Here is a 24,513-nt window from a genome sequence, read left to right as displayed (position 1 = left end):
ATCGATCTTAAGTCGGACTTGTAATGGGTTAGCTCAAAGCGTTACGACGAGGCGGGTGCTTGATTGACCACTTGCCCAATACTTACGCTCAAAGGGCGTAATAGCCTCATCACTTTCATAGGCTTCCACTTCAACATCAACGCCGCTAAGCGCCAAAGCTCTGGCAAACTCTTTTACATAGATATCCCAATTACTGCGCAGCTCCAACTTGCCGCCTAACTTGACGATAAAAGGAAACACCGCGCTACCATGCCAGCGTCTTTGAATATGTTTAGCTTTCGGCCACGGATTAGGATACAGCAAATAATGGTGACTCGGCTGCCAATCGGCTTCCAGCGCTAATCGCCAAAAGTCATTGAGATCGGCTTGCACCAAAATATATTGGCCTTGTTCCGTTTGTTTATATTCAACATCATGTTTATCTAGTCGATGCGCAGACTTGTCGATGCCAATTACCAACGCATCAGGGTGTCGCTTCGCCAAATTTGCCGTACTTTCACCAACACCACAACATGAGTCCAAAATAATCGGTCCGTTATAGGCCTGTACTCGCGCATTAACCTCATCGAAAGCGCTTTGTGTATGTGCCGCAATGGGTTTTTTAAACTCAGCGGTTAGATGCTTAGTAACGATTTCATCGAGCTTTTCGTGTAGCCCTTGTTGATTAGTGGTGATACTACGAGAGTTTGCTTCTGTCATAACCAGTCATTATTAAGGGGGAATGGTAAGGATTTTACCTGAAATAACGCAAGAGCGCTGCAATTGATAGCAGCGCTCATTCTTTATCCTGCGGTTAGTGTCTTAGCCCAACACCGCGTTTAATTAAGTGCAGTGACAACCAAAATAGACCACATATAAATACACCTAATACCGTAAAGGCAACGCCAATATCAACGTCCGAAACACCTAAAAAGCCAAAACGGAAGGCATTTACCATATAGATGATTGGATTTACCTGTGACACACCTTGCCAAAACTCCGGCAGCAATGTGATTGAGTAAAATACGCCGCCTAGGTAAGTCAGGGGTGTAAGCACAAAAGTCGGAATAATACTAATATCGTCAAAGCTGTTGGCAAACACCGCATTGATCAAACCACCTAATGCAAACACAGCTGACGTTAAAATAACCGTAATAACGATAACCGCTAGATTGTGAATTTGAATATCCACAAAAAACAGACTGACGATAGTAACAATAAGCCCAACGAGCATGCCTCGCGCCATACCACCGCCCATATAGCCAAGTACAATAATATAGTTAGGCACAGGTGCAACGAGTAGTTCTTCAATGCTCTTTTGAAACTTGGTGGAATAAAAACTCGAAGCGACGTTAGAATAGGAGTTGGTGATCACCGACATCATGATTAAGCCAGGTACAATAAACTCCATGTAGCTAAAGCCACCCATATCACCAATGCGCGAGCCGATTAAACTGCCAAATATCACAAAATAAAGTGTCATGGTGATCGCTGGCGGTACTAAGGTTTGCACCCAAATACGTAAAAACCGAATACACTCTTTTATCCAAATACTTTTTAACGCGACGCCATATTTCAACACGATTATGCCCCTCTCCCCTGCTCCAGTAAGCCAACAAACAACTCTTCCAAACGGTTAGCTTTGTTACGCATACTTAATACTTGATTACCTTGCTCTGTGAGTTGTGTGAATACCCCATTGAGCCCTTGCGACTTAGCTACCTCTACCTCAATAGTATGGTCATCGACGGTGGTAAATTGGTAACCATCGAGTGCCACAGGCTGCATGGGTGGCTTAAGATCAAGTACAAACGTTTCTTTGTCTAACTTAGCAAGTAATGCCTTGATGGTCGTGTGCTCAACAATCGTACCTTTATCGATAATCGCAATATTACGGCACAACAGCTCAGCTTCTTCTAAGTAATGCGTTGTGAGTATAATCGTTACGCCTTGCTTATTAATTTCACGCAAAAAATCCCACATAGAACGGCGTAGTTCTATATCCACACCAGCCGTAGGTTCATCTAAAATAAGGAGCTTAGGCTCATGCATCAATGCTCTTGCAATCATCAAGCGACGTTTCATACCGCCGGATAACGTGCGAGCTTGCTTATCTTTTTTATCAAATAATCCCAGCTGCTTGAGATACTTCTCGGCTCGCTGATGGGCAACGTCTCTTGGCACACCATAATAGCCCGCCTGAGTCACAAGAATTTGGTTTAGCGTCTCGAATTGGCTAAAGTTGAACTCCTGTGGTACTAAACCTAAGTTCGACTTAGCGTCTTCCAAATGAGTATCAATACTATGACCAAAAACCTCTACGCTGCCTTGGCTTTTATTCACCAGTGAGGCAATAACCCCTATTGTGGTAGATTTACCAGCCCCGTTTGGACCAAGTAGCGCAAAGAAGTCCCCTTCTTGAACTTCGAGATCAATGCCTTTAACGGCTTCGACGCCGTTACTATAAACTTTTTTTAACCCTTTGATGTTCAGTGCTATTGTCATATTTTATTATTCTCCATAACCCCAGCGCTTAGCTAAGGTATGCTCGATGTGTAGATGATCTAAAATGCGGGCCACCATAAAGTCGACCAAATCGTCGATACTTTGTGGCTGATGATAAAAACCAGGTGCTGCAGGCATGATAGTCACCCCCAAGCGGCTAAGCTTGAGCATGTTTTCAAGATGAATTGGACTAAAGGGCGTCTCACGCGGCACTAATATTAATTGGCCACGTTCTTTGATCACCACATCTGCTGCACGCTCAAGCAAATTGTCAGATGCCCCAAGTGCAATGGCTGACACGCTTCCTGCGCTACACGGACACACCACCATCTGCTTTGGTGCGGCCGAGCCAGATGCCACAGGGCTAAACCAGTTATCTTTACCAAATACCTGAATTTGCTTATCTTTAGCACAGAAAAGCGTCTGTAGTTGCTCTGTTGCTTTTTGTTCATTTCCTGAGAGTTTTAAATTCGACTCAGTATCCAGCACCACTCTGGCTGCGCTCGAGATTAGCACGTAAACTTGATAGTTTAACGACACCAATACCTCGAGTAATCTCAGTCCGTAAGGGGCGCCCGACGCACCACTAAAGGCCAGCGTAATTGGCCCATTAAATGTTTGTTCTGACATAATGATTACTTTTTCAATGCAGTTAAAAGTTTGTCGTGGATGCCACCAAAACCACCATTACTCATAATCAACACATGTTGGTTTGGTGCTTGATTTGTCACAACCTGTGCGACAATCTCATCCACACTTGCAAAACACTGACGACCCGCGGCTTCGGCTTGTGCTTTAAGAGACCAAGATAAGCCATCTGGTTCGAATAGATACACTTCATCTGCAACATCAAGAGATTGCAATAAGGTTTCTTGATGAGTGCCAAGCTTCATCGTATTTGAGCGTGGCTCTAAAATAGCAATGATAGGTGCATCTCCAACTTTGGCTCTAAGCCCTGCGAGGGTCGTTGCTATTGCCGTGGGATGATGCGCGAAGTCATCATAGACAGTAACGCCATTGACCTCCCCTTTAATTTCCATACGGCGCTTAGGAGAAATAAATTGCCTCAGCGCTTCGATACTCACCTCGATTGGAATGCCCACATGTCTTGCCGCCGCAATCGCCATCATGGCATTTTTGACATTATGTACACCAATCGCTTGCCAATTTACTTCGCCTTTTTCTTCGCCTTCAAATAACACTGTAAAGCGAGAGCCGTCAGCCTTGAGCAAGTTATACGACCATTCTTTACCAAGGGATTCCTGCTCGCTCCAAAAACCACGTTCAATGACGTTTTGTAGCGCAGTATCATCCGCTGGATATACGGCTTTACCTTGGCTGGGTAGCGTGCGAATTAAATGATGAAACTGGGTTTGAATGGCATTTAAATCTGGAAAAATATCAGCGTGATCATATTCAAGATTGTTGAGTATTAACGTGCGAGGTAAGTAATGGACAAACTTGCTGCGTTTATCGAAAAACGCCGTATCGTATTCGTCGGCTTCGATAACAAAGAATGGCGTATCTGATGTGCGCGCCGACACACCAAAGTTTTGCACAATGCCACCGATCAAAAAGCCCGGGCGTAATCCTGCGTATTCGAGTAACCAAGCTAACATACTTGCAGTGGTCGTTTTGCCATGCGTACCGGCCACAGCCAACACCCATGACTGGCGTAATACATGTTCTTTTAACCATTCAGGGCCTGAAGTATAACGCATACCCTTTTCTAAAACATATTCAACGCACGGATTACCACGGCTCATGGCATTGCCGATGATCACCACATCAGGCTCAACATCGATGAGTTGCTTAGGGTCGTACCCTTGAGTTAGTTCAATTCCGAGTGATTCAAGTTGTGTACTCATCGGCGGGTAAACATTGAGATCTGAACCTGTGACTTTGTGCCCCAATGATTGAGCGATGGCTGCGATCCCGCCCATAAAGGTACCGCAAATCCCTAAAATATGTACGTGCATGATGTTAGCGTTCTTTATTATTTCATTGCCATTTAGATTAACATACTCAGCTTATTGGTGGCTGACTTTATTGTTGAATCTCATGCACCAGTATTATTCTTTATTTTAAAGTGGGTAGTGTGAGAACGTGCTCAAGGTTGTATCGTTCTTAAAATTTTTGTCGCGCTAAAGCACGACCTACGGTTAGTGGTGCGTGCCACGCAAAAGGGAGCGTTGTGGTAAAGGTTTGTCGCGCTAAAGCGCGACCTGCGATGCGGTAGCTGCCGACCACACGCCTTTTTCGATACCCTGTTGTACCATCAAAGTCAGCGCTTTTTCTATCGCTTGAGTTACACAAATGTGCATCGGTTCGTTATCGCTAAAACCCGCTTCGGCTTCAGCCAATCGTTTATAACTCACATATCGGAAAAACCCTGCCCGAACCTCCATGGATAGCACCTTTTTACTACTCGCGACAGAAAGCAGCACTTGCCCGGTACGAACATCAACTGCGCGCATATAAATAGAGATAACATCCTCACGATAAAGCTCAGATGCACCTATGCCAAAATATTCCATCCCCAAACCGCCTGTGCGGATATTAGAGTCATAGCTGATGATCCCGCCTTCTAAAATAATCTTTGCGGTCATTAATGGTGGCAAAGCGCTTGTATCATTATCATCACTTGCTGCACGAATAATTTTGCGCTCAGTCAGCAGGTTTTGCAGCCCTTCACGTTCTACCGGAATAAACCAATCCGTTTCGTGTAGTGCCTGCATTAAAATCGAGTTAGCGCCTTGAGTCACCGCTGTTGAAAATGAACTCACATTATCTTGTGGTTTATATTGCCCTGTTTGGTCGCGAAATGAATAAACCGAGACAGGAATTCGCCCCTTAGGTGTGGGTAAATTTTTTAGTTCTGCAAAGGTTTCAGTATCGGTCAGCTCAATAGCCACACTTTGCGCCGGTGGCAACACACGTGACATGCTAGAACAACCACTAAGTAGTAACAACAATACCAATAAAGTTACGCGGAGCATTTAGTATCCTCCACCAGCCGAAGCGGCAAACCTGGGTACTTCAAGAATGGTTTCTTCACCCGATGCTGTATTTGTTATTCTAACCGTAATGGTGTCGGGTGTACTGGTGATCACTTGGATTTGATAGTCGCCACTCATAAACGTCGCGTCTTGATCAAAAATACTGTCTTTGATGTCATCACCAAACGCTACATCCGTAATTTCTCTTACCAAACGGTTGAGATACGTACGCTCGAGTGATTCTTGAAACTTTTCATCATAGGTCTTTTCTATAATTGGCGCTCTGTGTTTATTTTGAGATTGCGCTTTACTCAATAACATATTGGCGTTTAACGGGTTACCACCAAATGCGGGGTTAATTGGTTTATATACCAGCTCCGTTGCTGCCACATGAGCACCGCTAAGTAGCATTAAACCAGCACACACGATTGTTGTTTTTATTGTTGCCATGTTACCACCCACTTGCTGCTAAATCTTCTGAGCCATTCTGTTGATATTGTTCTCTCGCCATCGCATCCATAATAGTAAAGATGGCAGTCTCAACTCGCTCATCAACAGAGCCACCTCTCCTTCCCATCGCTGTTGCGTAGACTGCGCGATTATTCATTAAAACTTCTAACCGAGTGCCTGCTCTTGGTAAAACCGTTTCTTTAACCGTGATATTAATTCCCGAGGTGTTAGGAACATCTCTCCAAAGCTGTGAAAATTGAAAGTAAAACTGATGACCAAATCGGCTAATACTCTGATCCATCACTAAACCATCAATTTCTACATCTTCTTGTGCACTCAGTGAAAATGTAGAAACGAGCATGGCGCTCAAGAATGTTATTATTCTTATCATTATTTGTTTACTCACGGCATAGAATATCTTTACTGACGAGATTCACATTGATATTTTGGTTAGCTGAATAGTACAAAATACGGGGGCTGGTGTTGCCCCCTGTCTAAATTGCTTAGCTATTACTTAGTTATTGCTGAGTGATAGTCGCAACGTTGTTGTCACCAACCTGAGTTACGGTAATGTTTTGACCACTACCTGTAATTCCACCTTGAACTAAGTTGCCATCACCAATTTGGCTTACTGTAAATGCATTATCATCACCGTTGATAATGAATGCTTCTGAGCCCATACCCATCACAAAGTTGTTGCTACCATTTTGTGTGATGTCTAACATATTACGGCTGCCTTCAAGCATTAAATCTATCGCGTTAAATTCGCCTGATTGCGCAATATCTACTTGGTTTGAACTGCTATCGAACACACTGCTCATCGTCACAACAACACCATTGCCAGTGCCACTTTGTGAGATATCAACGGCGTTGTCATTGCTTGCAAGGCTAACGTCTGGGTAAGATGATTGCACTACCACCTCGTTTTCATCACCCGTTTGGGTAACATCAACATCGTTATCACTACCATTGAAATTCGCAACATGTGCGATGTTCGCATTACCTACTTGAGTCGCTGAAAACTCATTGTTTTCACCAGCAAGGCCAAGGTACATCTCGTTGCCATTGCCAATTTGCATCGCGGTAAATTCGTTATTATCACCAACAACGTCAGCTTGAACTTTGTTCTCATCACCACGCTGTTCAGCCGTCACTTCATTATCACTACCAACTAATAAATCTGACGCAAAGGTGTTAGTTGAGCCTTCCTGATCGATACTAAGCTCGTTATTGTCTCCAGTAATTTCAAATACGTTAACCGTATTGCTATCACCTTCCGACTGCTCAATCTCAATTTGGTTGTCATCCCCAATCACTGTCTCTACGGCAATAACATTGAAATTGCCGCTTTGGCTCGATTCAATTTCGTTTTCATTACCCTGTAGACTAACCACTTTATATTGGTTATACACACCATCTTGGTCCAAAGTAATTTGGTTCATATCACCTTGTACAGACTCAAGTGTGGCTTCGTTCCACATACCTGATTGTGTCGCTGATACCTCGTTTTGGCTACCTTGCATATTTAGGTTGTAGAACCATTGACCGCCAGAACCTTGAGATACCGTAATAGTATTTTGATCGCCATTAATGATATTGATGGCTTCGTTGTTAATCCCAAGGATCCCGCTACCTGACTGCTGAATGTCAATCGCGTTATCGTCGCCAGTAACTTCCGTTAATGCGCCATTAGATTCACCATCTTGGCTATATACTTGGTTATTGTTGTTACCAGTTGTTGTTATAATAGCGACGTTACCAGTACCATTTTGATCGGCTTCTGTAATGTTGTTGTCGCCAACCGTAGTCACATCTGTCAGATTAGATGTTCCCAGTTGCACAGAAGCTAACTCGTTGCCACCTTGACTACCTGAAGTTTGTGAAAGCTTAAGCTCATTACTTGTTCCACTTACACGTTCTACTTGTGAAAGTGCAGAAGTTGAAAGTGGTTTATTATCTGATTTTGCCTCAGCATGTGCTGTAATAGAATGTGTTAGCGCAAGTGCGATAGCGCAACTCACGATTGATTTTGAAAACTTCACACTGTTCTCCTTAGAGATTTATTATATTATTTTTCAATTAAGTGCTTAGTGCAGGCTTTGAGCTGTTGCCGAACTCAGCCAACTGCAACCTTTCACTTAACTAACGTCCTGTTATGACTCATTACTCTTGAGTCGCTCCCACCTGTGCCAGTTACCAGAGTGTTACATTTTTAATGAAAAACGTAATCTATATCAAAGTCAGCAAATCAATATGATGAAATAATATATTTTATTACGTCTAGTCATCTTTAACTCTAAGATGGGAACAACCGAAGATAAATAAGAAGATTTTATGAAAAAAATATCCTTTATTTTTCATTACGATACAAAGCTAAACTTACACAAAATTACGAACAAAAAATGGAGATACAAAAAAAGTATGATTAAAGTTCAAACGCACCCATTTACATACACCCCATAAAAAAGAACCAAATAATTCATTCCGAAACCTCCTACCCAGTAAAAAATCCTGATTTTATTAATTAACGCTTTTTTTACATTGCACTGCTGAATATCTGCGTCTAGGTTTTAAGACGTTGCCAAAAAGACCACAGCCACTACCAGAAAAATTACCAACTCAAAAAATCGTGTATCGATGGATACGCTTGAAATTAAAAAGGTTATTAATATGAGATCTAAACTTTCTGCATTGTCTTTGGCTTTGCTACCAGCACTTGCTTTCACGGCTCAAGCGGCAGTTCAAATTGAAACAACAACCGCGACTGCAGACGACAGCATCCTAGTTGTATTTAAAGAAAATACCTCTGCAGCACTTCGTGCAAATGCAAGAAACCTAGTAAAAGCAAAAATGGCAGATTTAAATGCTGACGGTGTTGATGATAAATACCGTCATGTTTTGAAAGGTCGTTTAGCAAACTTTAAGCTAGATAGCATTACAGCAAAACAAGCGATTGAAAAACTGGCTAATCATCCAGCGGTTGCATATGTTGAGCCTGACTATCAAGTAAAAGCACTTGGCATTCCCGATGACAGTCGTTTTGACGAATTGTGGGGTATGCACAACACAGGTCAAACTGGTGGTACAGCAGATGCCGACATTGACGCTCCTGAAGCGTGGGATATTACGGTTGGCTCACGTGATGTTATCGTCGGTGTGATCGATACCGGTGTTGATTATACTCACCCAGATCTAGCCGCAAATGCATGGTACAACCCGGGTGAAATAGCTGGGGATGGTATTGATAACGACGGTAACGGTTATATTGATGACGTTCACGGTATCAACGCGATTACTGGTAGTGGCGATCCGATGGATGACCAAGGCCACGGTACGCACGTTTCGGGTACTATCGGTGCTTCAGGCAACGATGCAACGGGCGTTGCTGGTGTAAACCATGAGGTGTCTATCGTAGGCTGTAAATTCCTCGATGCATCAGGCTCAGGCTCAACCTCAGATGCGATTGAGTGTATTGACTATATGGTTGCGCTTAAAAACGCGGGTCATAACGTTCGTGTTACTAATAATAGTTGGGGTGGCGGCGGCTTCAGCCAAGCACTTTCTGATGCAATCACAGCCAGTGAAAATGCGGATATCTTATTTGTTGCCGCAGCTGGTAACAGTGCGGTAGATAACGACGTAAACCCTCACTATCCTTCAAGCTATGAACACGACAGCGTATTCTCTATCGCAAGTACAACACATACCGATGCGATGTCTTCATTTTCTCAATGGGGTTTAACGTCTGTTGACATGGGCGCACCAGGTAGCGCAATTTTATCTACCGTTCCAGATGGTGGCTATTCAAGTTACTCAGGTACTTCAATGGCGACACCTCACGTTGCAGGTGCTGCTGCTCTGGTACTTTCTATCAATCCTACACTAAGTGCTATCGAGCTTAAAAACCTACTGATGCAAAGTGGTGATGTTAATGCTGACCTTACAGATAAAACAGTATCTGGTAAGCGCTTAAATGTGAATCAAGCAGTAATCGATGCAGACCCAGAGCCTGGCTTTAGAGTGTCAGCTCGTCCTGCTAATCAGGAAATCACGGCGGGCGATACTGCAACATACGAATTTACTTTTGCTTCGGTCGCTGACTGGCAGGGTACTATAGACTTGTCTGTTACCTCACCAATTGCTGGTGCGACATTGTCTGCGACTACCGCAATGCCTGGCGATACTGTAACACTTTCAGTACCAACTACGGCTTCGACTCAATGGGGCGAATATAGCTTTACACTCAATGCAACATCAGGTGAACTTGCAGATCAAGAGCAGGTAGGACTATATGTATTACCTCAAGGGTTAAGCGATTTCAGCTATGAAAATACTACCGCGGTAGACATCCCTGATAACGATGCTTCTGGTATTACTTCTGTGATCACTGTAGCTGATACGGTTACTGTGTTTGATAGTAATACCCTAGTGGATATTACACACACCTACATTGGCGACTTAATTGTTACACTTACCTCTCCTGCTGGAACAGTAGCAACACTGCATAACCGTCAAGGTGGTGCCGCAGACGACATTAACCAAACCTTTAACTCAACTGCATTTAATGGTGAAGTTGCAACAGGTGATTGGACATTGTCTGTCTCAGATAATGCAGGTATCGATACTGGAACATTGAACAGTTGGACTCTGAACCTAACAGGCCTTGGTGAAACATCTCCTCAACCTCCAGTTGCGGGCTTCAGTTTTGCAGCTTCAGGCTTAGCCGTGACATTCACTGATGAGAGCCGCGACCCGAACGATGACATCGTTAGTTGGGCATGGGACTTTGGTGATGGCAGCATCAGTACTGACGCAAGCCCGATCCATGAGTTTGCAGCATCTGGTGAGTACAGCGTTTCTCTGACTGTTACTGATAGTGAAGGCAACAGCCACACAACAACCCAATCTGTTATTGTTAGTACTGATGAAATTGAGCTATCGCTAGTTCGCGCAAATAAGTCTCGCTTAGGCTTTATCCGCGTAGAACTTTCATGGCAAGGCAGCAGTGCAGATGAAGTAACGATTTACCGTGATGGACAAGCGATTGAATCAGTCTCAAATACTGGTAAATTCAGAGACTTCTCTCGTGATTTAGAAGCTACCAGCTACACGTATAAAGTGTGTCAATCTAGTGAAATCTGTTCAAATGAAATCACAGTGAACTTTTAATCACTCTATTCCCAAAAAATAATCTAAGCCCCGGAAGGGGCTTTTTTGGGCCATAAGATATTGCCACATAGGCTTATTTTAATACCTAGAAACCCAATAACACGTCATACAACACCTGACTACCCAACCGTTATAACCACTTCAACTCGAAGTACTAACCACATAAGTTCTTTAAATAAGCGGATAAATATGGATTTATACCAATTCTCTTAATTAAATTATCTATTTTGAGGCGAGAAAATATTGTCGATAATACCGCTACCGCGTCCTGCTATCGCCAAGGTACCTACATCCATGTAAACAAGAGAAAAGCTTGCTATTCAGTTGTTCTAAATAAGAAATTTTTAACGCAGACAGCGTCAGATTTACTCCGTCAAATTGAACAAGTATTAAGATTAATTGGTATTATATACTTGCAACAGAAAGAACTAATAATCATTCGTTATTACATCGCGATGGAACATCATTCGCTAGATTTAAAAACCAAACTTCAATTACCAACCGTACATATTGCAACATAAATTTGTTTGCAACTTAGCTTATAATGGTTAAAATTGCGGGCTATGTCGAAAAAAGGCAGCAAGAATTAAACCGGAGATGATATGAAAGCAGTGATTCCTGTGGCAGGTTTGGGAACTAGGATGCTACCAATGACCAAAGCAATTCCAAAAGAAATGCTGCCTTTGGTAGATAAACCTCTGATTCAGTACATAGTCAAAGAGTGCGTTGCAGCAGGTATCAAAGAAATCGTATTAGTGACTCACTCGTCCAAAAATGCAATTGAAAACCATTTTGATACTAGCTTTGAGCTGGAAGCTACATTAGAAAAGCGCGTAAAGCGCAAGTTATTGGATGAAGTACGCTCGATTTGCCCTGAAGACGTCACTATTATGCATGTTCGTCAGGGTGAAGCTAAGGGCCTTGGACACGCTGTGTTATGTGCGCAGCCCATTGTTGGTGACAATGACTTTGTTGTTGTATTACCTGACGTAGTTTTAGACGAATATTCTGCGGATCAAAGTAAAGAAAACCTTGCTGCAATGCTTTCTCGTTTTAACCAAACAAAAACTAGCCAAATTATGCTAGAACCGGTTCCACAGCAGGACGTATGTAAGTACGGTATCGCTGATGTTAATGGCATTCAACTTAGCGCTGGCGAGAGTAGCGCGATAAAGCATATGATCGAAAAGCCAAGCATTGAAGAGGCTCCTTCTAACCTAGCAGTGGTTGGCCGCTATGTACTTTCTAAAAATATTTGGCCCCTATTAAGGAAAACACCTGTCGGTGCCGGTGGCGAGATCCAGTTAACGGATGCAATCGATATGTTGATGGAAAAAGAAACCGTTGAAGCTTTTCATATGAGTGGACGCTCACATGACTGCGGAGATAAGCTGGGTTATCTTAAAGCTATCGTTGAATATGCGATTCGTGACGAGCAGTTAGGTGAAGAATTTTCACAATTCTTAAAACGCTTTCATCAATTAAGCCTAGCTTCTTAGTTTGTCGCGGGATAAACCCGCTGCTACTGGTTTTTGCACATTCGTAGCAGCGACTTTAGGTCGCGATTCTTTTATGGCTTTAGGTCGCGACGCTTGTAATGACTTTCAATCACCTTAATAAATCACACCCATATACAAAACCAATATGGATATTCACATACCCGCGTAACAAGGTTAGCCCTTATTGGATTCTGAATTATATACCTTGCTTGCTCTTTTAAATCATCTTCGCTTCGAATCAAGTGTTCATAATAACCTTTTTGCCATAAGCTAAAGACACCAAATGAGCGTAAACGAGTCGTAATTCGACCCTTTATGGCGCGAATTGCATCTGACAAGCTAAGGGAGCCATTTAGCTGTATGATTAAGTGCAGATGATCCGGCATTAAAACGAAAGCAATAACTTTAAAAAGGCGTTCCTTTTCGCAAGCCATGATTGTCTTAGCGGCCTCAGCACAAATCGAAAAGGAGTTAAAGTACGACTTTCTATCTTTGCACGTGACGGTAATTGCATAGAAATGATTTACGAGAGAGGCCCGCTTATTCCTCAAGTTTTGACTTTTGTACATGTTATATCCTTATAACTCTATGTACATAAAGAATAGAGCAGATTTGAAAGAGAGCAAACTTGAAAAGTATATAGGAATCAACCCTGGTCGCGGGATAAACCCGCTGCTACCGGTTTGCACATGCGTAGCAGCGACTTTAGGTCGCGATTCTTTTATGGCTTTAGGTCGCGACTCTTTTAAGATTTAATATCACGACTCACACCAACCCTGGTCGCGGGATAAACCCGCTGCTACCGGTTTGCACATTCGTAGCAGCGACTTTAAGTCGCGACTCTTCTATGGCTTAGGGTCGCGACGCTTGTAAGATTTAATATCACGACTCACATCAACCTTGGTCGCGGGATAAACCCGCTGCTACCGGTTTGCACATTCGTAGCAGCGACTTTAGGTCGCGATTCTTTTATGACTTTAGGTCGCGACTTATTTAACGATTTTATGCTGAGATTTACAACCTTTGACGCGGAGTACCCCGTTTCTACCGATATACGTCACTTTTTTCAATCACTTCAATATCATACCCATCAGGATCTTTGATAAAAAAGAACCTTGCTACCAATACATCGTGATTATAAAAGTCCTTGATTGCTTGAGGATTGTAGTTACTTTTTTGGGCTTTATCGTAAATTACTTTCAAATTATCTACAGCAAATGCAAGATGCCCATAGCCATTACCGATGGTATAATCTACAGCCTCATGATTCCAAGTCAGCTCTAATTCAAAGGACGTTTCTTCATTGCCAAGATAGATAAGAGAAAAGCCACTAAAATCTAGTCGTCGCTTCACTGTCAATGCAAATACATCATGATAAAATTTAGTTGAACGATCAGCATCTTTCACTCTGATCATTGAATGGATCATTTTTGCCATTACTTTACCTATGGAATTTATATGTGTGAGCTCTACGCATCAACCCCCCCTCACTGCTACGAAGTAGATAAGCGCTCTATCCGAATTCAAGGTGCTGTTACTAGCCTTGCTTTAGAGAACGAAATTTGGCACCTGCTAGAAAACATAGCTAAGAATGAACAGCTTACTTTAGCTGAGTTTATTTCAACTCTTTATCAAGAAGTAATTGAACGCCATGGTGAGATTAAAAACTTGGCGTCAATGTTGCGTATTACCTGCTTAACTTACCTTGCAAATAATAAAGCAAACGATCTACACAGTGGTAGTAGCTGAATACTACACTTTACTGTCGCTCTAAAAAGCGTTGCCATGTAATATTCGGATTGATAACTCGGATTGGTGAAATGACCTGCTTCAGTAAGCAAAGAGGAGGACGTTTCACTTCATGGCCATCTTGCTTGAGACCCAGCAAATATTGGAAGCTGCTTTTTGTACCGAGCTGTATAGCTGAAATTCTAACTTGCTGCTCAAAATTCAAACGCAGGCTGCTGATCGCAGTTTTCATGCCTTGCTGGTCAACATTAGGTAGACCACACTTCTGCAAGTACCCTTGCCTTTCCCCTTCACCAGAAAACCAAATTCTGACTTTCTCACTGTAGCGCCCAGTCTTAGCTGGTAAATCAAATAGTATGCGATGATGAGCTTGTTGTTTGACTAGTGCTAAATACTGCTCTAACCCGCTTTGCCATAAAGCAGAATGGATGGGCACAATACGTGGTTGAATTTTACCGTGAGTATTAAAATGAAACACATGAACATGATCTTCATAATGAATATCATCAAGTGTAAGAGAACCAATTTCATCACTGTAAGCCCCCGTATAATAGCTCAGCAAAGGTAACCAAAAATGCCAATGCTTGGGTTGCTCACGCTTCAACTTTTCATCCGAGTATATATAGCCATTGAACAAAGTATGAAGTTCCATAGAGGAAAACGCTCTTCGGCCTAAATGAGATTTCATACTGTAGTCAACGTATTGAGTATACTAAAGACCTTAAGTTTAACGGTTTTTAGTCTTTTTCGGAAGTTTGATAGTTACCTTCTCCTCAAAGCAGCCTGTTTATCCTGCGATAAGCTCGTAAAGAAAAGAGTGGTGGCATAAAATCATAAAAAAGAGTCGCGACCTAAAGCCATAAAAGAGTCGCGACCTAAAGTCGCTGCTACGCCAAGTTTGTAGCAGCGGGTTTATCCCGCAACAAGCGCGTAAAGAAAAGAGTTGTGGCATAAAACAATAATAGAGAATCGCGACCTAAAGCCATAAAAGAGTCGCGACCTAAAGTCGCTGCTACGCCAAGTTTGTAGCAGCGGGTTTATCCCGCGAAAAAAGTGATAACGAGTAATACCTACATGTATATATTTAATTGAGAAAAGAAAAAAGCCGCGTCTCCGCGGCTTAACTGATTGGACTAATCATTCTTTTCTTAGCTACCCGTTACAGTGTCACACGCTACTGAAACATCGATGGTCTCATCTGTTCCGTCAGGCGTAATAGACGTTGTGAATGGTGCCGAAATTCGAGGATCTACGCTAACAGCATATGATGCGATATCACCGTTAAGTGCAGAAAGTGCAAAAGTACCGTCACCATTATTCGCTGCTGTGCGGAATGGCTTAGTAGTACTAGCTCTATACTTTACAATCGCACCTGGGATAACTTCTGTTACCGTTGTATCGTTAGAACAAACTGCTCTAACTGTTACATTTTCATTAACTGTAGTTTGAATTGGGTTTGCTAGCGCGATCGAAATTGGGCCATCACATACCGGAACTTCGGCATTCGTTGCAGAAGCATTCCCCCACACGTTACCTGCTGCGTCACGAATGACTACACGTGCTGATGCCGTTGAGCTAATACCGTAACGAGCTGAAGTGCTTGCAGAAACGACTGTTTTTGACGTACTACCACCACGTAAATAACTTGATACGCTTGCATCTGCTGAAGTCATACTTACATATAGACCTGAGCTCGGAACAGTATCACCAGTCACATTAACAGTAATACCTTGCGTACAGATTGGAACTGAACGAGACAATGTAAAGAACGTAAGGTGATCGGTTTTGAAAGATGCTTTATAAGCCGTACCTTCAGCATTTAACGCACCAACAGTTGCTTTATTCGTTTCTGACTGCCATTTACCTGTATCTTCATTATTCGAAGAAACATCAAACAGGTCTCCTGTTTGAATTGTTCTATCACCCGATGGTGCTAAGGTTGCGACAGGAAGTGAAACAGAAACATCAATCTCTTGACTAAATTGCTTGATCTTAGTTCCATTGTTATCTTGCATCACGATATTGCTTACACCAACTGGCTTTTTAACGCTGGTTGTACTATCTGCACTCAATCCAGCTGGCAAAACAGCGGAGATCTTGCTAGATGTAGGATCCGCAGAGCCAACAGTTAATGAAACAGAAGTACCTGTAACTGCATTACCGCTTGCATCTCTTAATTGCACGCCGGCTGGAATAGTGACATCAGAGCCTGCGTTACCTTTTGCTGCCGCAGCAGTAACAGCAGATGCAGTTGTTGCGTTAGCCACACTTTCAGAAACGCTTGCTTCAACAACTTCATCACCGCTTTTTGACACAAGCGCCAATTCAGCTTCTAAAGTTGCTTCAGAGTCTTCGTTACTTAAATCAATTTCAAAGCTTTTTGAAAAATAGCCGTCAGCAGTTACAACCGCAGTTACGATCCCAACGTCTGCACCTTCTTTTACAGTAAAGGTGTAGCTACCATCTTCTGTTGCAATCTGTGTTATTGCATCACCATTGACGTTAACCAAGTTTGAGGCAGGCTCTCCATCCTCAAAAAAGGCAATTGTCGCTGGCGCAACGATATCAACAGTATCAATATCAACTACGTTACCGCTTACAGCAAATGCTAGAGCGGCTGGCGTTTCTGGCGCCACAATCACAGGATCTGTTGGTTCTGGCGGCTTAACAACTACATTATCATCATCATCGCTAAAACAGCCAGATAATGCTAGAGCTGAAGCTACAGACAAAGCGAGTAAAGATTTTTTGTTCGAAATCATGATTGGTCCTTGTTCCCTTTTTTGAAAGCGCCAGGCGGCACCGTCGCGCGTTTTAATACATCGAAGTTTAAATATAGAGAAGGTTTTAAGATTGTCCAGCTTGATAGTAGAAGTTTTTGATAATTTTTAAAGATTTTCGTATACAAAGTTACTTCAAGTCCCCTTAATAGAAGCAAGCGTATAACAACCGTAATATTACTTTAATAATATTTATGACGTCCAAACTTAGCTAAGCGTACTTATGTTAGGATGTTTGTAACTTTTTTGACAACAAAAAAAGCCGCTATTCAGCGGCTTTTTAAGGCTTAATAACAGACGTTATTAAGAACCTGTTACTGTCTCACAAGCCATTTTTAGCTCTTGGTCTGCAACTTCATCACCCGCTTCAAAAGTAAACGATGTAGCTTGGCCTTCTGCAACGTCTAGTGATAATGGATCAATGCTCACAGTGTACGTCTCGCCAACAACTAGGTTATTTAACGAATATGTGCCTTCAGCATTTGCAGCAAGGTATGTTGCTTTGTCAGCACGACGGTAAGTAATCACTGAGTTTTGTACTGGAACAGAGACCGACTCATCATTAGAACAAACACCCGTTAAGTCAAATGATGCTGTTGTGTACTCAACTGCTGGCGCTTCTAACGTTGCTGCAACAGCTTCACCACATACTGCTACTTCATTTTCAGTATCAAACCAAACTGTACCTTCAGCATCACGAAGTACAATACGTGCTGTCGCGTCTGCACTTACGTTATTTTTACCCGCGTTTTCCGCAGTGTAAATAACTTTAGAAGTTGCTCCTGAAGCAATGAACTTAGTTGCATTGATATCAGATGATTGCACATCAACAAATAAGCCGCCTGCAGGTACGTCACCAGTGATGTTTACAGAAACATCATTATTACATACAGCAACTTCATCAGTTGCGGTGAAGAATGTAAGGTGGTCGGTCATAAACGAAGCTTTGTACGCAGTTCCTGCTTCGTTTAAAGCACCAACAGTAACTTCATTATTAGTCTCTTTAGTCCAAACGCCTGTATCTTCGTTATGAGATGAAAGACCTAATACATCACCAGTTTCAACAGCGCGGCCTTCAGATGCTAGTACAGTATCTTTTGGAATAGAGATTGAGATAGAGATTGGGTTGCTGAACTTTTTGATCTTAACGCCATTCTCATCAGTCATTGTTACGTTAGCAACACCAACTGGAGCTGCCAAAGTCGCAGCGCTATCTGCATTCAGCCCTTCAGGAAGCACTGCACCGGCAGCTGAAGATGTAGGATCTGCAGAACCAACGTTTAGTGATACTTTTGTACCAGTGATAGCTTCACCATTTGCGTCACGAAGTACAACGCCAGCAGGAATTACCACGTTAGCACCAGCTTTGCCTTTAGCTGCTGTTGCTGTGATTGCAGCGTCTACAACACCGCCTTCAACTTCAGTTTCCACAACTTCTTCAACAGTTGAATCAGTATTTTTAGAAACAAGTGCTAGTTGAACTGCAACTTCAGCAACATCATCTTCCGTAGTTAGATCAATGTTGAAGCTCTTTGAGAAGTAACCGTTCGCTGTAACAACGGCTGTTACTTGAGAAAGCTCAGCACCTTCTTTAACAGTAAATACAAAATTACCAGCATCACCAGTTTCAACTGTTGCAGTTACTTCGCCTTTGGTATTTACGATGTTTTCAGAAGCTTCACCATTTTCTAGGAATGCGATTGTAGCAGGAACAACATTAGTGCTGTTTTTGTCAACAACGCTACCATTCACAACTAGAGAAAGAGCATTAGGAGCATCAGGAGCTACTACTACAGGATCTGTAGGCTCTGGTGGTGGAGTTGTTGTGTTATTGTCATCGTCGCTGAAACAGCCTGAAAGCGTCAACGCAGATGCGACTGACAGCGCAAGAAGAGATTTTTTGTTTGCAATCATGATTAGTCCTTGTTTTCTTTTTTATTAACAACGCCACGTTAGCGTGTTAACACACAAAAAAAAGCTTCATTGCTAGCAATGAAAGCTTTAAATTAAAAATTTGTATGGTAGACAGGGACTAAGTCACTCCCTGACCCGATTCAACGCGAGCTTTGTAGTCAAAACTATGACCAAGATATAAACAGCCCACGATGACCCCGCTAATTTATCACAGTAAAGCGTTAGATCCAACCGCTTGATTTAGTTTGAAAGTAGGATACCGTTGGTACACTAAATACACAATGAATGAAGTTAAATTTATCGTAAATAATTGCAACATAATGGTTGTTTATTAACGTGGTATAAATTGTAAATGTTTAGCGATAGCTTCAGTGCAGCTATCGTTACGAGATAAAATAAAAAAGAGAATCGCGATCCGTAACCGGGATTTATCCCGTAATAAGAGCGTCGCGACATAAAGTCGCTGCTACGAATACATAGCCCCGCGACAGCAGCACCGAAACACCACACCCGTAGCAGCAGGTTTACCCCGCGACAGCAGCAACGAAACACCACACCCGTAGCAGCGGGTTTATCCCGCGACAGCAGCACCGAAACGCCACACCTATAGCCGCGGATTTACCCCGCGACAGCAGCAACGAAACACCACACCCATAGCAGCAGGCTTACCGTGACTATCTCTTATTTATAGGTCAAATACACTTCTCTTAGTCGAGCCAAGTTACTATATACATAGCTGCTCGATAAACGACCTTGATTGAGGAATGTTTTATCAATATTAACCGGCGTATTAACTAAATGGCCTCGACCAATCGCAATGGCATTTGTTGATTCACCAATTCGCGTACTTGCAGCATGACGCCACGCCTCATTTCCTTTAATTTGACCATAACGTGTTGGTTCCATGTCTTTTCTAGGTGTAAGTGGAATGCTAAAAGATATACCAGCGATTTGCACATCTGTATCTTGCGCAAATATGGACACGTAACTGTCACCAAACCAAAAGCGCGTTTCTAGCTTAACGCCACTATCCTCATAAAAAAACTTACCTGCTGTGGCATGAAAACTAACATCTTGCTCAACCCAGTTATAACGATAAGACAAGGTTTGATAATCCTTATCTAAGTCATAATCATCGTACTCAAAGTATCCAAGCTCTGCTGAAAATTGATGACGACCATTGCCACTCAACCAAGTTGTTTCGTTCTTAATACCTGTGTAATCATTAAACTCTTTAAAAAAGCCGATATGTGTTTGGTTATAAATACCATAAGGCAGTGCAAATGTTTGATAGATAGTCGCTTGTGTTAAGCCACTTTGTTTAGCCAAACGACCAAATGCTTTTCCATCATCGTAGTCACTCGTATTCGCAACTTCGGTTTCAGCACTTAAATTAATACCACCGCCATACCACATTGGTACATCAACATCAGCTTTTAAGGCGAGTGAAAAATCATAAACCCCCAAGTCCGTTGCCAATCTAGAGTCCAGCGCAGGACCAACGGTTAATCTCGGTTTAAAGTACGCGCTATTTGCCTTTGGCATACCAACCCAAGACACACTACCAATTGGGTCCATTTCGCCTCGACGAATATCCATATCAGGTGTAGTGCCAGTATTTACGAACTCTCTATAATTATTAATGTGGCCTCGCAATGCCAACATTGGAATACCACGATTTAGCAATTGAACAGTAAACTGCGCGTTCGGCTCGTTCACATGTTCAGCAATACGACCTAATACTAAACCAATTGCATCTATGTCGTTGCGATTAAAAACATAGTTTTCAAAACTCACGACAACATGAGGGTCTCGATTGAAGCCAACACTTACCGACTCAAAGCCGTCTTCCAAGAGCGCCGCTTTTAAAGCGCGCGTTTGCATTGTTAGAGATTTTTTATATTCATCACGCTCTGTAACTTCTTTTTTCGCTTCTGGAAGAGGTTTACGGGCGAGACGGCGCTGCTCCTCATAATGAGCTTTAAATGCCGCTTCTCGCTTGGCGTCTGCGTCAAGCGTTGGCGCTGGAGCTGCTTCTAGTGGGTCATTTAATGTTGCCTGCTCAAACAAAGGCATGGAGAAGTTTATACCCCAAAAGGTGTCTTTTTCAGCGTGATCAGTATTACTGTAAAACTTACTGGTAAGCGTTAAAGTACCCACATCATAAATCCATGCTTTTGGTACAGTTAGGCGCAAACCGGCATTAACCGCATCAGCATCGTGTTCCACTTGCACAGCTAGCCAGTCTAGTGGCTGCCACTCAATACCCGCGAATGCGCCATCCATTTGTCCGGTTGCGCGATCGCTTACCGCAAAACCCGCTGAAAATCTAAAGTCGTTCCATTCACGAGAACCTGCCAAATAATAGGTTTCATAATTATTAGCGGCACCGCCAAGGTCTTTACCACCAATAGCAAGATTAAACCACTCTTTAGGAATATAGGGGATTTGATATTTTAAGTTAAACGATAGATCTCGAAGCTGACCTTTGCCTTCTGCAAATATATTGTCGTGCATGGTATTTGACGCAATCACGCCGCTAACTTCAAGGCCATCAAACACACCAGCAGAGAAGATATAGTTATGACCATCAACATACGCTTGACCTCTGACATCAAGCTGGTTGTTATAGCCAATATCAATCACGCCTTTTTTTAATACCTCAGCATTTGGTGTGTTGAACAGACCTGTATAACCAGTAAAAGCGGTGTAATTATTTATTTGGGTATCAGCTAAAACAGGTATGCTTGCAAGTGCAATGCTACCTGCAAGAATCGTATTTATTTTTGACATGTGGGCAGACCGATTTTTATTTTCAATTCTTGAATTAAATGTGGCAGAGCAAATTAACCAGCTCAGCCACCGTTATAAGTATTATGTAGACATCGTACAATGAAGTATAGAAAAACCCAACCTCGTAGCAGCGGGTTTACCCCGAGATATAAGCGTCGCGACATAAAGTCGCTGCTACGAATACATAACTCCGCGACAGCAGCATCGAAACACCACACCCGTAGCAGCGGGTTTATCCCGCGACAACAGCATCGAAACACCACCCGTAGCAGCGGGTTTATCCCGCGACAACAGCACCAAAACACCACCCGAAGCAACGGGCTTACCCCGAGATAAGAGCATCGCGACAACAGCACCGAAACGCCAACCCCGTAGCAGCGGGTTTATCCCGCGACAACAGCACCAAAACACCACCCGAAGCAACGGATTTATCCCGAGATAAGAGCATCGCGACAACAGCACCGAAACACCACCCGTAGCAGCGGGTTTATCCCGCGACAAGGGTTCCAAACACCAACCCCGTAGCAACAGGTTTACCCCGAGATAAAAAATCGCGACATAAAGTCGCTGCTACGAATACATAACTCCGCGATAAGATCGTTACACGTTTCTTAAATTAACCACTTTCTGCTCGGACTCACGTTGCGCTTCAAGCACTTGGCGTTTTTCATTCCACACCAAATCACAAATACCGTCTGTAGGGTTAAAGCCTGTAGGCGCCTCTAGCAACAATTTACGAATAAGCTCATGATCAAAATTATGACAAGCCGTGTCCATTGCACTCATAAAAGACTCTAGCTCTGCCATTGGTAGTTTTACCTCGTTGGCCGTCATGATCCGTGGATGAGAGGTTTCTTCTACATTGTCACCAATCAATAACTCTTCATATAACTTTTCACCTGGGCGCAATCCTGTGCATTCAATTTCAATATCGCCATGAGGGTTTGACTCTGATTTAACTTCTAAGCCAGAAAGATGCACCATTTTGGTCGCTAAGTCTTTGATCTTAACAGATTCACCCATATCTAACACAAATACGTCACCACCCTTACCCATGGCACCCGCCTGAATAACTAACTGCGCAGCTTCCGGTATGGTCATAAAAAACCGGGTGATATCTTTATGCGTTAAGGTAATTGGTCCACCTTCTTTAATCTGCTTACGGAATAGAGGCACAACTGAACCACTAGAACCAAGCACATTACCAAAACGTACCATGCAAAAACGGGTATTTTTAGACGTTACTTTACTTTCAGCCAAGGCTTGTAACACTAACTCTGCCATACGCTTGGTTGCACCCATTACATTGGTAGGGCGCACCGCTTTATCTGTAGAGATTAATACAAAGGTCTCTACTCCTGCGTTAATAGCGGCTTTAGCCGTGTAATAAGTACCAAATACATTATTACGAACACCCTCAACAACATTTTGCTCTACAAGCGGTACATGCTTGTAGGCTGCGGCATGATAGACAGTTTGCACCCCAAAGGCTTTCATGCAAGTTTCAATACGGTTGATACGTTGCACCGATCCCATCACTGGTACTATTTCCAATGATACGCCTTTATTCAATGCAAGCTGATTCAGCTCCTTTTCAATGCTATATAAACCAAACTCAGACACCTCAAAAAGCACCAGCTTTTTAGGTCCATTTAATATAATTTGCCTGCATAGTTCAGAGCCTATAGAACCGCCTGCACCGGTTACCATAATGACTTTATCTTTTATATTTGCAGCCATCAGCTCTGCTTGTGGCGCTACTGGGTCTCTGCCCAATAAGTCTTCAATTTCAACTTCTTTTATCTCATTAAGCTGCGCTTTACCGTCGATAACATCTGCCATACCTGGCACCGTCATCACCTCGAGCGGCAGTTTTTCTAACTTAGTGAGTATTTCTTTACGGCGAGAGCGCGATACGCTTGGTAAAGCAAGCAAAACCTTATTCACTCGCTTTTTATCTATCAAATTATAGATTTCGTCAAAGGCAACAACGGGGATCCCTTGGATAATAGCATTATGTTTGGTAGCGTCATCGTCTAAGTACGCCGTAACATAATAGTCAGGCCCTGTTGCTAGCGCAGTAGCTAACTGCCGGCCTGCATCTCCAGCGCCATAAATAACCACTGGGGTTTTAGTAAATGAGGTTAATCGCCAAATAAGTGCTCTTACCAAAATACGCGATCCCCCCACTGAAAGTATCATCAACCACGCATAAATAAAGGGCATAGTACGAGGAATGGCGGTTTGCGTAAAAAATGAAGACAACACTAAAATCACGGTACTAATAACTGTACCAAGTACAACAGCACCTACAGCATTTGCCCCAACGTAACGGAGCACAGCGCGATATAAACCAAGTTTTACAAATATCACCAAGCTAATGGGGAGTAATAACGCGAGGATTAACCAGTTTTTAAAATTAGCCAGTGGTGCAAAGCTATCGAGGCGAACAATAAGCGCTAACCAAAAGGCTGAAGCTATAAAAACAGAGTCTAATACGAGCGTAAGAAGTCGTTTTTGGCTACGAGATGCGCCAAGTAAGGCACGAAACCAACTATCCATTGTGTTCCCTTATTTTTGTCCTAGTTAAGCTACTTGCCGTTAAAGCATAGTACAATCAGTTCAATAACATAAAGTAACTCAGATGCATCTAGTTACCTGAGTCCAAGCCATAAT

19 protein-coding genes are annotated in these 24,513 nt (G+C 42.7%); 3 read left to right on the top strand and 16 right to left on the bottom strand.

From position 1 onward, the window contains the following. Window positions 1-33: 33 nt before the first annotated feature. The 9 genes from trmB to QSH61_RS02920 all read right to left on the bottom strand — a co-directional run bounded on the left by trmB (window position 34) and on the right by QSH61_RS02920 (window position 7,975). On the bottom strand, window positions 34-699 hold the full coding sequence (trmB, locus tag QSH61_RS02960; RefSeq protein WP_206471446.1) for a tRNA (guanine(46)-N(7))-methyltransferase TrmB: 666 nt from the start codon (window positions 697-699) through the stop codon (window positions 34-36). Between the two features lie 94 nt (window positions 700-793). Continuing rightward, window positions 794-1,561 carry an ABC transporter permease gene (locus QSH61_RS02955; RefSeq protein ID WP_010605731.1) on the bottom strand — a complete coding sequence of 256 codons (768 nt, stop codon included), beginning with the start codon at window positions 1,559-1,561 and terminating at the stop codon, window positions 794-796. A 2-nt stretch (window positions 1,562-1,563) separates the two neighbouring features. After that, entirely contained in the window at window positions 1,564-2,484 is a 921-nt protein-coding gene (locus tag QSH61_RS02950) for an ABC transporter ATP-binding protein (RefSeq protein WP_206471447.1), read from the bottom strand. A 6-nt stretch (window positions 2,485-2,490) separates the two neighbouring features. Beyond that, window positions 2,491-3,114, bottom strand: coding sequence for a flavin prenyltransferase UbiX (locus QSH61_RS02945; RefSeq protein ID WP_010605733.1), 624 nt, complete (start codon window positions 3,112-3,114; stop codon window positions 2,491-2,493). Window positions 3,115-3,119: 5 nt separating this feature from the next. Beyond that, window positions 3,120-4,463 carry a UDP-N-acetylmuramate:L-alanyl-gamma-D-glutamyl-meso-diaminopimelate ligase gene (gene mpl, locus QSH61_RS02940; RefSeq protein WP_174170377.1) on the bottom strand — a complete coding sequence of 448 codons (1,344 nt, stop codon included), beginning with the start codon at window positions 4,461-4,463 and terminating at the stop codon, window positions 3,120-3,122. Window positions 4,464-4,697: 234 nt separating this feature from the next. After that, on the bottom strand, window positions 4,698-5,483 hold the full coding sequence (locus QSH61_RS02935) for a CsgG/HfaB family protein (protein WP_174170378.1): 786 nt from the start codon (window positions 5,481-5,483) through the stop codon (window positions 4,698-4,700). Beyond that, the gene (locus QSH61_RS02930; RefSeq protein ID WP_010605736.1) at window positions 5,484-5,933 is read right to left on the bottom strand and encodes a curli assembly protein CsgF; all 450 of its coding nucleotides are present in this window, start codon (window positions 5,931-5,933) and stop codon (window positions 5,484-5,486) included. Between the two features lies 1 nt (window position 5,934). After that, window positions 5,935-6,324, bottom strand: a complete 390-nt coding sequence (locus tag QSH61_RS02925) for a CsgE family curli-type amyloid fiber assembly protein (protein WP_029215819.1) — start codon at window positions 6,322-6,324, stop codon at window positions 5,935-5,937. A 127-nt stretch (window positions 6,325-6,451) separates the two neighbouring features. After that, window positions 6,452-7,975, bottom strand: a complete 1,524-nt coding sequence (locus QSH61_RS02920) for an autotransporter outer membrane beta-barrel domain-containing protein (RefSeq protein WP_206471448.1) — start codon at window positions 7,973-7,975, stop codon at window positions 6,452-6,454. A gap of 628 nt (window positions 7,976-8,603) precedes the next feature. Between QSH61_RS02920 and QSH61_RS02915 the strand changes: the two genes are divergently transcribed. After that, entirely contained in the window at window positions 8,604-11,102 is a 2,499-nt protein-coding gene (locus QSH61_RS02915; RefSeq protein WP_349237912.1) for a S8 family serine peptidase, read from the top strand. Window positions 11,103-11,704: 602 nt separating this feature from the next. Next, window positions 11,705-12,601, top strand: coding sequence for a UTP--glucose-1-phosphate uridylyltransferase GalU (galU, locus tag QSH61_RS02910; protein ID WP_206471450.1), 897 nt, complete (start codon window positions 11,705-11,707; stop codon window positions 12,599-12,601). 122 nt (window positions 12,602-12,723) lie between these two features. Here galU and QSH61_RS02905 read toward each other — a convergent pair whose 3' ends face one another. Both QSH61_RS02905 and QSH61_RS02900 read right to left on the bottom strand, forming a co-directional pair. After that, window positions 12,724-13,170, bottom strand: a complete 447-nt coding sequence (locus tag QSH61_RS02905) for an REP-associated tyrosine transposase (RefSeq protein WP_206471451.1) — start codon at window positions 13,168-13,170, stop codon at window positions 12,724-12,726. Window positions 13,171-13,645: 475 nt separating this feature from the next. After that, entirely contained in the window at window positions 13,646-14,038 is a 393-nt protein-coding gene (locus QSH61_RS02900; protein ID WP_174170381.1) for a VOC family protein, read from the bottom strand. A 21-nt stretch (window positions 14,039-14,059) separates the two neighbouring features. Here QSH61_RS02900 and QSH61_RS02895 point away from each other — a divergent pair, with 21 nt between their 5' ends. After that, entirely contained in the window at window positions 14,060-14,350 is a 291-nt protein-coding gene (locus tag QSH61_RS02895) for a ribbon-helix-helix domain-containing protein (RefSeq protein WP_102056111.1), read from the top strand. Between the two features lie 10 nt (window positions 14,351-14,360). Here QSH61_RS02895 and QSH61_RS02890 read toward each other — a convergent pair whose 3' ends face one another. From QSH61_RS02890 to QSH61_RS02870, 5 genes are all read right to left on the bottom strand, one after another. After that, the gene (locus QSH61_RS02890) at window positions 14,361-15,038 is read right to left on the bottom strand and encodes a site-specific integrase (RefSeq protein ID WP_174170382.1); all 678 of its coding nucleotides are present in this window, start codon (window positions 15,036-15,038) and stop codon (window positions 14,361-14,363) included. Between the two features lie 460 nt (window positions 15,039-15,498). Further along, window positions 15,499-17,112 carry a hypothetical protein gene (locus tag QSH61_RS02885; RefSeq protein ID WP_206471452.1) on the bottom strand — a complete coding sequence of 538 codons (1,614 nt, stop codon included), beginning with the start codon at window positions 17,110-17,112 and terminating at the stop codon, window positions 15,499-15,501. A gap of 321 nt (window positions 17,113-17,433) precedes the next feature. Next, window positions 17,434-19,044 (bottom strand): hypothetical protein, encoded by a 1,611-nt coding sequence (locus QSH61_RS02880; RefSeq protein WP_206471453.1) that lies wholly within the window; start codon window positions 19,042-19,044, stop codon window positions 17,434-17,436. Window positions 19,045-19,725: 681 nt separating this feature from the next. Next, entirely contained in the window at window positions 19,726-21,837 is a 2,112-nt protein-coding gene (locus QSH61_RS02875) for a YjbH domain-containing protein (RefSeq protein ID WP_206471454.1), read from the bottom strand. Between the two features lie 600 nt (window positions 21,838-22,437). Continuing rightward, window positions 22,438-24,399, bottom strand: coding sequence for a polysaccharide biosynthesis protein (locus QSH61_RS02870; RefSeq protein ID WP_206471455.1), 1,962 nt, complete (start codon window positions 24,397-24,399; stop codon window positions 22,438-22,440). Window positions 24,400-24,513 lie beyond the last annotated feature (114 nt).

The organism is Pseudoalteromonas sp. JC3, from assembly GCF_030291895.1.
Taxonomy (GTDB): Bacteria; Pseudomonadota; Gammaproteobacteria; order Enterobacterales; family Alteromonadaceae; genus Pseudoalteromonas.
The sequence above is the reverse complement of the archived record's forward strand: the minus strand, read 5'-3'. Positions and strand labels throughout refer to the sequence as shown.